Raw genomic sequence first — 12,314 nt, forward strand, 5'->3', positions numbered from 1 at the left:
GAAATTGTGCCCTGCTCGTTGAATTCCGCGATCACCAGCGGAACACTAACAGAACAAACAGGGAATAAAGTCAAGACCTGTCGACGAGCACCGCCACGAAAAGCGCCGGTTGGTTACCTTCAACCACCCAGGCATGATTGGTTGCGCGCTGAACGACGACGTCGCCCGGCTCGATGACGGTCTCATCATCGTCCAGCAGCAGCCGGACACGGCCCTTCACCAGGATGATAGCGTCCAGCGTATCGGTCTTGTGCATGGCCGGATGGCGTGACGTATCCGGCTGGTGGTCGCCCGCACCCATGTCGATGAAGGCCTTGCGGGTAACTTCGCGCAAGGTCTCCGGCGGCACACCTTCCGGGGTCGGGCCGATGGCAAACCAGCGGATCTTCACCGCGCCCTTGGGCGGAGACAGGTTCGGCTTGCCAAGCCCCCTGTCGGTATCGTCCTGCGTGTCGATTTCGCCCGACGTCGCGTCGGTCCATATCTCGAACAGGCCGCCAAGCTCTCCAGTGCGGAACTCAGCCGCCTGCGGCCCGTCGATCAGGATGCGTGAGCGGCCCGTTTCGGATTCCCCCGTCACCACCCGCCGCAGCGCGAAGCCGCTTTCCGATTGCTCTGACATTGATTCCTCCCATTCCTGTTTTGCCTTTCCATACTCTCCGGGCAGCAGGGCGTCCAATGCGATCAGAATGGCCGATAGCACGCCCACCAGACGAAGACGCGAACACGGGATACGCGCGTTCTGAGCCGGCCACACGCGGGCCGTGTAGAACAACCGGGTCAAAGCCTCACCATTGCGTCAGAAAGCAGCGGTACAAACACATCGCCCCTTCCCGAAGTTGACAATCGTTCTTAAGATTCTGCTAGTGGGCATCGGTCATCTTATGACTGTGCCTCAAGGCTCCGGAGGAATACATGCCAAGAATACCGCGATCGCTCGCTATCCCGAAAACGTGGAAGACATTCAACTTCCCCAGTTTCTTTGCGGCGATCCTATACCCCCTCCTGGGGCTCGCCCTTCTGATCACCATGGTCGCACTCGGCTTCGCCATTGCGCATATCGAGCTGAAACTCTGGTACCTGCCGCTGTCGCTCGGCGTGATCGCGCTGACCATCTTCGTCTGCAATGCCGGCATCGGCCCGCTGCACCGGATCATGCAACACCGCGCAGGCGAGATGCGCTGGCCGGCGCAGGTGCTGACCATGCTCAACCTGATGATCGCCATGCAGGGCAATGTGAAGGACTGGGTGAACTACCACTCCCAGCACCACCGATTCTCCGACAAGCCCGGCGATCCGCACAATCCGTTTGAATCCAAGCGCTGGGCCTGGGTCGGCTGGATCCTGTTCCGCGACAAGAAGGACCTTAGGCGTCCGATGCCGATGTGGCTGAAGACCCACCCCGTCATCGTCTGGATGGACGGTTTCTACAATTCGCTTTCACTGGTCATCCACCTCGTCATCCCGGCCGCGATCTACCTCATCGTCTGGGCCGCAGGCGGCTCGCTCGTCCTGACGGCGATCATCCATGCCAGCGTCGTGATCGGCCGTGCGATCCAATTCCATGCGACGAATTACGGGATCAACGTCCTCGGCCACCTGAAGACGCCGAAATGGGTTGACCATGCCATCGCCCTGCTGACGGGCGGCGAGGCCTTCCATGATCACCACCACGAGCAGCCGGTCTCGGCCCTTCACCGCCCTCGCAAGGGCCTCTGGAACCGGATCGTCGACTATAACGGCACGATGCTGCTCCTCTACGAAAAGCTCGGCTGGGTGCGGAACCTGAAGATCGCGCCGCAATTCGCTTGAGCAAGGCCGGTCCCGGCAGCCGGGTGAAGATCATCGGACAGACCATCCTGTCCGATGACTGGGCCACCCTGACCAAATACGCCTTCGACTATCAGCGCCGCGACGGCCAGTGGGAGCGCCAGGACCGGGAAGTGTACCACCGCGGCGACTCTGTCGCTGTCCTGCCCTTTGATCCCAACCGCAACACCGTGCTGTTGCTGCGCCAGTTCCGGCTGGCCGCCGCGCTCAATGAGGATGGCGGTGCCATGATCGAAGCCTGCGCCGGGGCGGTCGAAGATGAAAGCTTGGACGTCACGGTACACCGCGAGGCGCTCGAGGAACTCGGATACCGCCTCAACAAGGTCACGCGAGCCTTCATGGCCTACTCCACACCCGGGAGCATGACCGAGCGGATCTACTGCTACACGGCCCATTATACGCCAACCGACAAGGTCGAGAATGGCGGCGGCAGAGCCGATGAAGGCGAGGATATCGAGGTGCTGGAAATGCCGCTCGACGAGGCATACGCCATGGTCGCCAGCGGCACGATCATGGATGCAAAGACCATCCTGCTCCTGCAGCATCTCAAACTCTCGCTCGGCTAAACTTGCCAAACCATGCCGCGCCCCGCCATTATCGCCGCAAGCGAGGTGAGGGACGCGAATGAAACTTGGAGTGACAATCGGGCTGGCCGCGCTGGCACTGGGCGAGCTGGCAGCCCAACCGGCAAGCGCGCAGGACAGCTTCACATGCAACATGAATGCGGAAGACGCCGCTAACGGCCTTCGCCGGGCCGTGGCCGCTTCACCGAAATCAGCGACGGCCGAACTGGCCCAGCTCGATCAGATGGTCGAAACCTGTCCCACGGACCGCGGCGTGATCGCCTATGCCGCCGAATCCTGGCTTCGCCATGCCTATGCCGGCATACCCGACGAGGACGCCTTCAGCGCCGTGTCGCATGTCTGGGACATGCTCTATCAGGCCGATGCCATCGCCCGCGATCCTGAGGCCGGCGGGCCAAGCCGCGACTATGGCAAGATTTTCTACGAATTGCGCAAGCCGGCCGCCCAGGGGCTGATCAAGTTTCACGACGTTCGCGGGCTGAAACACCCGCTGTTCGAGTCTGATGAACCCTTCGATCGTTGCCTGGTCTGGAGCGGGAACCTCGGACAGACGCTGCTCTACGATTTCGATGACACGTGGCAGGGGCGCGGAACCGTCCTGATGCTGCGCAGGCTGGCGAGGGCCTGCCCCACGGACAAGCAGAACCAGGCCTATCCGTGGTGGCTCAAGGCGGCATCAAGCGTTGCCGGGCATACCGAGGACGCGGCCTTCGCACTTGAGCTGCTTGAGGAAGCCCGTCTCGACGGCAAGGCTTATCTCAATGGGAAGGACGCCGCTTATCAGTGGACCAGCGAAGACCAGGCGAGACTGGAAAGCCAGTATGACATGTTTCGCCTCGCCGGCATGACGGAGGCTGACCTTATCCCCGTGGCCGCGCTGTTCACACCCGAACACCTGGGTACCGAAGAGGCGGCCCGTTCGATCGGCTGGCGGCTCGACCAGGCCTGGGGGGCTTTGGACACGTCCGCCGACGGCGCGGCGGCATCTGACGAAAACCTCGCCCGGATGAAAGCGTACACGCTGGCCCTGACCCCGATGTACCATGCCGCGAAAGCCGCAGGCCCCGAGGCGCGCAAATTTCTCTTCGAAATCGCGGAGGCGCATGCGGCCGGGCAGAAATGGCGCCGCGCGGAAACGCAAGGCATACCAGGTCCCAAGGACTATATGTATATCTGGGTAGACCCGGATTACGCGCCGGGCGGTTCAGACAATTGAGACAACGCCCCGGATGAAAAAGACCGCCCGTCTGGTAAAACGAGCGGTCCTTGATTGTTTGGGCGGGCCTGCCCGTGGGCGCTAGACTTCAGCGACCGGTGCGGCCGGTGCGTTCTTCTTCACCGACTCCACGCCATTGTCGCGGCCGGATTCGCTCTTGTAGCTCTGCGAGGTGCCGATCACCTGGCCGTTGGCGGCTTTCAGGTTGAAGCTGAACTTGCCGCTGGAACCTTCCTTATTCTCATAACGCGCATCGTTCGCCGCGTTCTTCTTGACGGATTCAATACCGTTCATGGCGCTGGCGCGTTTTTTGTAGCCCTCGCTGCTCAGGATGATTTCGCCGTTTCCAGCCTTGAGGCGAAACCGAAATTCGCCAGCCTTGTCGCTGTAGAGCTCAAACTTTCCAGCCATGTTCTGTTCCTTTTGCTACAGGTCTAGAAGATCCACCTGCCCTTTTGGTTGCCCTGCCGCCCGGAAAAGTCAAGCAAAGTGCCGGGCGGGCCGTTCAACCCATGAGGAGAAAGCCCCGCAGGGCATAGGCAACAGCGGCCACGGCGGTCAGGCTGGCGATGGCCAGCCCGGCAAACCAGAGAAGCTGGCGCGACAGCGGCTTGCTGCTTTCGCCTGATTCGTCGGGGCCCTGCGGCTCGAACAGCCTAGTCATGATAGCCGTCTCCCGGTTGGACCTTTCCCCAGAACAGCGAATAGACATAGCCGGTGTAGATCAGGATGACCGGCAGCATGATCCCGGCGCCGACCAGCATCAGGCCGAGCGCATTGTCCCGCGCCGCCGCCTGCCAGATATCGACCTCGAACGGGACGATGGTCGGGAACAGGCTGACCGCCAGCCCGAGATAACCTGTCAGGAAGATACCGGCGGAATAGACATAGGGCCGCCAGTCAGGCGCGTTTACGTCCCAGAGAAGGTCGCGCGCGGCAAGAATGACGAGCGCCATGCCGGCCAGCGGAATGGGCGCCAGCGGCAGCAGCTTGGCCGGGTTGATATGGTCCATCGAGAAGCCCCAGCGCTCGGTCACACGCGGGTCGATCGACAGGGTCGCGAGGCTCACCGCCGCAAAGCAGAGCGCCACACCGGCCAGGGCATAGAGCGCGAACCGCCGCGCACGCTTCTGCTCCTCGCCCTGCGTCTTCAGCACCAGCCAGCAGGCGCCGAGCAGGCTGTAGCCGATCGCCACGGAGATCGCGACCAGGATGGTGAAAGGCGACAGCCAGTCGAACGCACCGCCTGCAAAGCTGCGGCCTTCGACCTCAACGCCCTGGATGAAGCCGCCGAGGATCAACCCCTGTGCCAGCGCGGCCGCGAGCGAGCCGCCAAAGAACGCGCCGTTCCAGAACAGCCGTGTCGGCTTGCGCACCGCCTTGTGGCGGAATTCAAAAGCCACGCCCCGGAAGATCAGCGCGGCGAGCATCAGGAGAACCGGCAGGTAGAAGGCCGGCATCAGGATCGCATAGGCCAGCGGAAAAGCGGCAAACAGACCGCCGCCGCCAAGGATCAGCCAGGTCTCGTTGCCATCCCAGACCGGCTCGATGGAGGCGGTCATGAGATTTCGTTCTTCATCGCTGCGGGCAAGGCCGGTGAGGATGCCGACGCCAAGGTCCATGCCGTCGAGCAGGACATATAGCATGACGGCCGTGGCGATCAGGACAGACCAGATAAGCGGTAGATCCATTTCCATCTCTCCTATTCAGCCGGCTTGGTATCATAGGGCAGTTCGGCAGGCTCCGACACGGAGCCGAGCGGAGAGCCCGGTGCCCGGTGTTCGCGTTTTGGCGGCCCGGTCTCATCGTCATCGAAGCCGCGTGTTGCGATGCGCGCCATGTAGACGGTACCGGCGGTAAAGACGATGGCGTAGACGACCATGAAGATCAGCAGCGATGTCGCGACCTGACCGGCGCTGACCGGCGCGACGCTGTCCTCGGTGCGCAGGAAGCCGTAGACGGTATAGGGCTGGCGGCCGACCTCTGCCACGATCCACCCGGTCACGACCGAGATGAAGCCAAGCGATCCGGCTGGCACGGCCAGCATGTGGAACAGCCCCGGCTTGTCGATACGCCCGCGCCACCAGAGCACACAGCCCCACAGGCCGAGGGCCAGCATGACAAGGCCCGCGCCGACCATGATCCGGAAACTCCAGAAGACCGGCAGGACCGGCGGGCGGTCTGCTTCCGGGAAAGCCTTCAGCCCTTCCAGCTGCCCCTCGGCTTTCGGGAACAGGATGGGGCTCGTATTCGGAATGGCGATTTCGCCATGGTTCTTTTCTGCCGCCTCGTCGGGCCAGCCGAACAGGACAGTCGGCTGTACGTCGCGCGTCTCCCACCAGCCTTCCATGGCGGCGATCTTCGCGGGCTGGTGCTCATGCGCGACTTCGCCGGACCAGTGGCCGGCCCAGATCTGCAACGGCATGAGAACCGCCAGCGTGCCCGCCGCCATCCGGATCTGGAACCGGGTCGGCTCGGAGGAATGGCCGCGAATGACCTGCCAGGCGCCGGCCGCCATGATCACCGCTGCGGTGGTGATGAAGGCCGCCAGCATCATGTGGACATAGCGCGACGGGAAGCTCGGATTGAAGATCACGGCCAGCCAGTCGGTCGCATAGAAATTGCCGGTTTCAGGATCGGTGGCAAAGCCCGCCGGGGTCTGCATCCAGCTGTTTGCCGAGAGGATCCAGAAGGCCGAGATGGTCGTGCCAACAGCGACAGCGCAGGTTGCAATGAAGTGCAGGCGGTTGCCGACCCGCTTCCAGCCGAACAGCATCACGCCCAGGAAGGTCGCTTCCAGGAAGAAGGCGGTCAGCACTTCGTAGCCCAGCAACGGCCCGATCACACTGCCGGCCTTGTCGGAAAAGACAGACCAGTTGGTGCCGAACTGGTAGGACATGACGACGCCGGAGACGACGCCCATGGCGAAGGCCAGCGCGAAGATCTTCACCCAGTGAAGGTAGAGCCGCTTGAAGACATCCCGCTTTGTCCACAGCCACAGCCCTTCGCACACCGCAAGGAAGGCGGCGAGACCGATGGTAAAGGCGGGAAACAGGATGTGGAACGCGACCACAAACGCGAATTGCAGGCGGGACAAGATGAGGGCGTCAAGTTCCATCAGCCAAGCTCCAGATTTTCTAAGATCAGCTTATAGATTCTCTGCGAAACATTCAAAACCGCACTTTGCGCCGCGCGTCAGATTAGCGCGGACTGGATTTGCGCTGGCGCGCGCAATAGGTCAGATGCGCAAATGGAGAGCACATTGAGCACGCTGAAACACAAAGTCATCGCCTGGGATTTCGATGGGGTCCTCAATGCAAATGTCCAGAATGGCATCTTCCTCTGGATGACCACCTTCGAGCAGGATACCGGCCTGTCGATCCGCTCGCTCGCTTCCTACCTTTTCTCCGGGCGCTTTCAGCAGGCCATGGTCGGCCAGGCCGACCTGCACGAACTGGTTGGCGACTGGGCCGAGCAGGAAGGCGTGCCGCATCGCGCCTCGGAAGTCATCGATTACTGGTTCGACAAGGACCATATCCCGGATGAGAAGACGCTGGACCTCGTCCGCCGGGCCCGCGCCGCCGGTGCCGTCAACGTCATTGCGACCAACAATGAAGTCTACCGTGCCGACTGGATCGAGGAGATGGGTTTTGGCGAGCATATGCACGATGTCTTCGCCGCCGGCCGGATGCGCCTCGCCAAGCCGGACCTTGCCTATTTCAAGCATATCGAGGACGCGCTGGGCTATACGGGCAAGGACGTCATCCTGATCGATGACATGGAAGAGAATGTCGAAGCGGCGCGTCGGCATGGCTGGGACGCACACCTCTTTGCGCCAGACAATCACGCCGAGGTCGCCGCCGCCATCGGCCTGCCGGAAAAAGACTGAAAACCGTTTGCGCTCCCGCGCGCTCGCCGACCTGCCGTTAGGTCACCGTCCTTGCCAATTCAGACAGCATCGGCCTAACTAAATTTTTTGGCGTGGAAGAGGTGGGGCCAGCTTGCGAGGGGTGGATTTTGTTTGCGCGACTTACTCCATGTCGTCATTCGCGGAGCTGAGAGACGCCTGCGTGGCGCAGTACCAGTCACTTGGCGTCACGATGATCAGCTACCACCATCTGCCGCCCATAGGAGCTACCGATTTCCGCGAGACCCTTGACGTGTTGACAATCGGATTTCCAGACGACTGGGTTAGGAACTATCTCAAGAAGGAATACTACAAGTGCGATCCGATAACGCGCCTTGTCTATTCCAGGGCGAATCCGCTGCGCTGGTCGGATGTCTACGACATGCCTGGCCTTTCGGCGGAGGAGCGTGACTATCTGAATGTCCTCAGAGCAGCCGATTTCGGCGACGGCCTCGCCATTCCGCTTTACGGTCCCATGGGACGTAACGGCTATAATGGCTTTGGGTTCGGCAAGGGCGCGCCGCACTGCGATGATCACACCATGGCCGAATTGTGGATCAGCGCCCAGGCTGCGCATCTGCGATACTGCCACCTGCTGAGGGAACAGGCGGCCCACTCGATCAGCCTTTCGAAACGGGAAAAGCAGGTGCTGGAGAAGATCCTGCGCGGGCGCAGCAATCCCCAGATTGCTCAGGATACCGGTGTGACGCTGAACACGATCGATACATATGTCCGCCGCATCTTCGACAAGCTGGACGTCACAGACCGCACCACCGCGGCCCTGCGTGCGCTCGCGCTCGGCCTGATCTAGCCTGCCCCTTTCATGTCCGGGCAGCCGCCAGCGCAGGTTGCGCCCTGACAAGCGCGCCCAAATCCCCTATATCGCGCGCTTCACACAGTTTTCTGCTTCGGGCCTTGAACCCGCTGGAGGATGAGAATGACCGATCCGAAGACCGCCTGGACGGGCGGGCTGAACTCGCTTGGTTTTGCCAAGCCACCATCCGAAACCCGCGTTGTGGCTGCCATGTCCGGCGGCGTCGACAGCTCCGTCGTGGCCGCGATGCTGGCCGATGAGGGCTATGACGTGGTCGGTATCACGCTGCAGCTCTACGATCACGGCGCCGCCATCGAGAAGAAGGGTGCCTGCTGCGCCGGGCAGGACATCCACGATGCGCGCAATGTTGCCGACCGGATCGGCATCCCGCATTACGTCCTCGACTATGAAAGCCGCTTCAGGGAACAGGTGATGGAGGATTTCGCCGACACCTACCTGTCCGGCTCGACGCCCATCCCGTGCATCCGCTGCAACCAGACTGTGAAGTTTTCGGACCTTCTGGCGACAGCCAAGGAGCTCGGCGCCGACTGCCTTGCGACCGGCCATTATATCCGCCGCACCGACGGCGCGCACGGACCGGAGCTGCACCGCGCCGCCGACTCGTCACGCGACCAGTCCTACTTCCTGTTCGCTACCACACGCGAACAGCTTGGCTATCTGCGCTTCCCGCTGGGCGGCCTGCCAAAGACCGAGGTGCGGGAGCTGGCGGAAAAGTACGACCTGCCGGTTGCCGCGAAGCCTGACAGCCAGGACATCTGCTTCGTGCCGAGCGGGTCCTATGCCGATGTCGTCAAGAAGCTGCGCCCCGGTTCGGGACGCGGCGGCGAGATCGTGCACCTGGACGGCCGGGTGCTGGGCGAACATGACGGTGTGATCCATTATACGATCGGCCAGCGCCGCGGCCTCGGTATCGCGACGGGCGAGCCGCTGTTCGTGGTGAAGATCGATGCGCCGGCGCGCCGGGTCATTGTCGGCCCGCGCGAGGCCCTGCTGACCGCTGCCCTGACCATGGAAGAGCTGAACTGGCTCGGCGACGGCACACTCGAAGACGCCTGCAATGAAGAAAGACCGGTTCTGGCCCGCGTACGCTCGACCCGCGACCCGCTGCCGGCAAAGCTCGGCTGGTCCGGAAATCAACCTGCAGTTTTCTTCTCCGTGCCCGAAGAAGGTGTCGCGAAGGGCCAGGCCTGCGTCCTGTACGAAACTTCATGTGAAACTCGTGTAATGGGCGGCGGATTTATTTCGTCCACAATTGCCGCCGATCAGCGCGTTTCGGCCTGAAATCGGATAAAACTGTTCAGTTTCAGCACAAAGTGACCCAAGCCGGGACAGGTTCACAAACGCTCACTTAACGGGCTCGGCGAGAACGTTTTGAATTTTCATGAAAACTCACAGGCCTCGCTGAAACCTGATTTAATTTGGCTGCTGTAGAGAAGATGCATGGGCGCAGAAGCGTCTACGACATCAACCGCTAATAATGGTGGATCTCATGGCACAGCAGAATGCTAAGACATTGAGTGTGAAGGGCCCGGATGGCCAACCCCTCACCTGGGAAGACCTTCCGCCCCCGGGCATTAGCCGCTGGGTAACTCGCCGCAAGGCTGAAGTTGTCGCGGCTGTCCGGGGGGGCCTGCTCTCCCGCAAGGAAGCCTGCGACCGGTATTCGCTCTCTGAAGAAGAGCTGAATGGCTGGGACAAGCTCTATGACCGGCACGGCACCAAGGGCCTGCGTACGACCCGCCTGCAGCAATACCGCACCAACTGACCCGTTTCGGCATCTGGCACTCCATCACCGGCGCCCCTGACTGCCACCGTTAAAGCGCCGTTTACGCTGATACGCCTAGTTTTCTGACGAGTTCGCCGTGCATTTCACACGGAAGCCGTCAGCAGAGCGAAGCGATGTCAGCAACAAAGTCCAACATGCCAACAGGCACGCGGCAAGCGGCGCTGATAGCGTTGTGTCTCGCCGCGTGCCTTTTCGCATGGCGCGGCAACATCCTGCTGACCGGCGACACGCCAGGATCGTCGCAAGCCCCTCTGGAAGCTCAATCGCAAACCCTGCACGCCCTGCTCGAGCCCGTTCTCGGGCGCGACGCCTTCCGCACGGCCATCCATACCGGCGAGGACGGCCACCGCACCGTCCTTATCCTCGTCGACGCGCCGGCAGACCGGTTCGAACTGACCGCCGGCCTGCGTGAGCGCATCGAACTGATCCTCGCCGCGGCCACGGGCTTTGACACCGAGCGCGACAGCCTGCAGATCCAGCCTTTCGTTTTCGCCGAAAGCGCCCGCAGCGGCTTGACGCAGGCCGACCTTCTCGAACTTGGCGGGCTTGGCCTGATCACGGCCCTGCTCGGCTTTGTTGTGCTGGCCTCTGGCGAGCGCCGCGTGCAGCCGCACCAGCCGGCCGCCAATGATGCCGTCAGCCAGCCGGTGAACCTGCCGTCTGCGCCCACCCGAAGCATGCCGCAGGAGAGCGACACGGCGCATGACGCGTCTGGCGAGATCCAGCGTCTCGTCCGGGAAGACCCGAAACGGGCAGCGCGCATCATCAAGAACTGGATGAACGACGGGGGGGCCCAGTGAGCCTTCCGGCAACCACATCCCCAGCCTATCCCGCCCCGCCAGCCGGCACGCTGCGCGCGGCACGACTGATGCGGGCCCTTGGACCGGCTGCGAGCGCGGTCTGGTCAGAACTGGAGCCCGACGACGCCGACCGTCTCAGCCAGGCGATGACACAAACAGCCGGTGAGCCGCGTTCGCCCGCGTCGGACGCGGAAAAATTCCTCAGCGCCATTCGCCAGCACAACGAAGACACAGCAGGTACGCGCACGATCTGGTCCGCCCTTGGCGAGGTTGAACCCTCCGCCATTGCGTCCGTCCTAGGCTGTGAACACCCCCAGCTCATTGCTGTCGTCCTCTCCCGCCTGCCCGCCGGCAAGGCCGCCCAGACAGTCAGGATCCTGCCACGCGACCTCGCCACCGAGGCGCTGAAGCGGATCATGACGCTAGGCCGTGTGCGCCCCGAAACCATGGCGCTGATCGAGACCGCCATGCAGGACCTTCTGACCGCCCGCCGCAGCCAGGGGGCTGGCGACGGCGTCGAGAATGTCGCGCGCATCTTCGATCAGATGGATCCGCGCATCGAACAGGGCCTGATGGACTCGCTGGATGAAACCGAGCCCGGCAGCGCAGCCCGTATCCGGGCGCTGATGTTTACCTTTGAAGACCTCGCAGACCTCGATGCAGCCGCGATCCAGACCATCCTGTCGAGTATCGACCGGGCCGATCTCGCCATCGCGCTGAAGGGGGCCAAGCCCGCCGTGCGGCAGGCTTTCCTCGACAACATGACCAAGCGCGCGGGCGAGATGCTCACCGCCGAGATCGAAGCCGCCGGCCCGGTCCGCCGCTCAGAGATCGAGAGCGCCCGCCGCGAGATCATCGCGATTGCGCGCACGCTCGCCCGCCGCGGCGACATCCTGTCTGATGAGGACGAAATGGACGAGCTGATTGAATGAGCAGCCAGCCGGTCAAATCCGTCACCCCTTTCGACTTCCGCAGCGATTTCGAGCAGCAGAGCACCGAGCCGGACAAGATATCGCTGACCGTCGCCGAGCTTGCCGGCCTGCTAGAAGATGCCCGCCGCACGACCGCAGACATGCTCCGGAACGAGCAGGTCCAGCAGCAGGCCGACGCCATGCGCGCTTCATCCGAAGCGCTGAAGACGGCGCTTGCACAGATTGTTCAGTTGGCGGAACTTCTTGAAACCGCTTCATTTTCAGACGAAATCCGCGACGAAGCCCTGACCCGTGTGCGCGCGCTTGCTGCAGAACTGATTGACGGACAGGGCAATCTCTTCCACCCCTGAGCCCGGTTGCCCGCACAGGTGATCCGTTCATTTCTCGGAAACCAATGCGGGCCAGTTTGCTGATTCGCCCGACC

At 62.4% G+C, this 12,314-nt stretch carries 15 protein-coding genes; 10 read left to right on the plus strand and 5 right to left on the minus strand.

Going from position 1 to position 12,314, the window contains the following annotated elements:
• Positions 1–70: 70 nt before the first annotated feature.
• On the minus strand, positions 71–622 hold the full coding sequence (locus D1223_RS16745) for a cupin domain-containing protein (RefSeq protein WP_233350060.1): 552 nt from the start codon (positions 620–622) through the stop codon (positions 71–73).
• A gap of 293 nt (positions 623–915) precedes the next feature.
• Here D1223_RS16745 and D1223_RS16750 point away from each other — a divergent pair, with 293 nt between their 5' ends.
• The 3 genes from D1223_RS16750 to D1223_RS16760 are packed head-to-tail and all read left to right on the plus strand — an operon-like array spanning position 916 to position 3,630.
• Complete coding sequence (locus tag D1223_RS16750; RefSeq protein WP_119377501.1) at positions 916–1,812, plus strand: acyl-CoA desaturase; 897 nt, start codon at positions 916–918, stop codon at positions 1,810–1,812.
• Positions 1,809–2,396, plus strand: a complete 588-nt coding sequence (locus D1223_RS16755; protein ID WP_119377502.1) for an NUDIX domain-containing protein — start codon at positions 1,809–1,811, stop codon at positions 2,394–2,396. The genes D1223_RS16750 and D1223_RS16755 overlap by 4 nt, the downstream gene beginning before the upstream one ends.
• Positions 2,397–2,454: 58 nt before the next feature.
• A complete protein-coding gene (locus tag D1223_RS16760; RefSeq protein ID WP_119377503.1) occupies positions 2,455–3,630 on the plus strand; it encodes a hypothetical protein in 1,176 nt (391 codons plus the stop codon).
• A gap of 81 nt (positions 3,631–3,711) precedes the next feature.
• Here D1223_RS16760 and D1223_RS16765 read toward each other — a convergent pair whose 3' ends face one another.
• From D1223_RS16765 to D1223_RS16775, 4 genes are all read right to left on the minus strand, one after another.
• On the minus strand, positions 3,712–4,041 hold the full coding sequence (locus D1223_RS16765) for a YegP family protein (RefSeq protein ID WP_119377504.1): 330 nt from the start codon (positions 4,039–4,041) through the stop codon (positions 3,712–3,714).
• A 94-nt stretch (positions 4,042–4,135) separates the two neighbouring features.
• Positions 4,136–4,294 (minus strand): hypothetical protein, encoded by a 159-nt coding sequence (locus D1223_RS18960; protein ID WP_199288226.1) that lies wholly within the window; start codon positions 4,292–4,294, stop codon positions 4,136–4,138.
• The gene (gene cydB / locus D1223_RS16770) at positions 4,287–5,321 is read right to left on the minus strand and encodes a cytochrome d ubiquinol oxidase subunit II (protein WP_233350059.1); all 1,035 of its coding nucleotides are present in this window, start codon (positions 5,319–5,321) and stop codon (positions 4,287–4,289) included. Before cydB ends, D1223_RS18960 begins: the two co-directional genes overlap by 8 nt.
• Positions 5,322–5,332: 11 nt before the next feature.
• Positions 5,333–6,748, minus strand: coding sequence for a cytochrome ubiquinol oxidase subunit I (locus D1223_RS16775; RefSeq protein WP_119377506.1), 1,416 nt, complete (start codon positions 6,746–6,748; stop codon positions 5,333–5,335).
• A gap of 144 nt (positions 6,749–6,892) precedes the next feature.
• On the opposite strand from D1223_RS16775, the gene D1223_RS16780 reads away from it, so the two are divergent.
• The 7 genes from D1223_RS16780 to D1223_RS16810 all read left to right on the plus strand — a co-directional run bounded on the left by D1223_RS16780 (position 6,893) and on the right by D1223_RS16810 (position 12,240).
• Positions 6,893–7,519, plus strand: a complete 627-nt coding sequence (locus D1223_RS16780; protein ID WP_233353214.1) for an HAD-IA family hydrolase — start codon at positions 6,893–6,895, stop codon at positions 7,517–7,519.
• A 148-nt stretch (positions 7,520–7,667) separates the two neighbouring features.
• The gene (locus tag D1223_RS16785; RefSeq protein WP_119377508.1) at positions 7,668–8,348 is read left to right on the plus strand and encodes a LuxR family transcriptional regulator; all 681 of its coding nucleotides are present in this window, start codon (positions 7,668–7,670) and stop codon (positions 8,346–8,348) included.
• 126 nt (positions 8,349–8,474) lie between these two features.
• Entirely contained in the window at positions 8,475–9,653 is a 1,179-nt protein-coding gene (gene mnmA, locus D1223_RS16790; RefSeq protein WP_119377509.1) for a tRNA 2-thiouridine(34) synthase MnmA, read from the plus strand.
• Positions 9,654–9,861: 208 nt separating this feature from the next.
• The gene (sciP, locus tag D1223_RS16795; protein WP_119377861.1) at positions 9,862–10,137 is read left to right on the plus strand and encodes a CtrA inhibitor SciP; all 276 of its coding nucleotides are present in this window, start codon (positions 9,862–9,864) and stop codon (positions 10,135–10,137) included.
• 134 nt (positions 10,138–10,271) lie between these two features.
• Positions 10,272–10,958, plus strand: coding sequence for a hypothetical protein (locus D1223_RS16800; RefSeq protein ID WP_119377510.1), 687 nt, complete (start codon positions 10,272–10,274; stop codon positions 10,956–10,958).
• A complete protein-coding gene (locus tag D1223_RS16805; RefSeq protein ID WP_119377511.1) occupies positions 10,955–11,890 on the plus strand; it encodes a flagellar motor switch protein FliG in 936 nt (311 codons plus the stop codon). The genes D1223_RS16800 and D1223_RS16805 overlap by 4 nt, the downstream gene beginning before the upstream one ends.
• A complete protein-coding gene (locus D1223_RS16810) occupies positions 11,887–12,240 on the plus strand; it encodes a hypothetical protein (protein ID WP_119377512.1) in 354 nt (117 codons plus the stop codon). The genes D1223_RS16805 and D1223_RS16810 overlap by 4 nt, the downstream gene beginning before the upstream one ends.
• The last annotated feature ends 74 nt before the right edge of the window (positions 12,241–12,314 follow it).

This window comes from Henriciella mobilis (assembly GCF_003576285.1).
In the GTDB taxonomy this organism is placed as follows: Bacteria; Pseudomonadota; Alphaproteobacteria; order Caulobacterales; family Hyphomonadaceae; genus Henriciella; species Henriciella mobilis.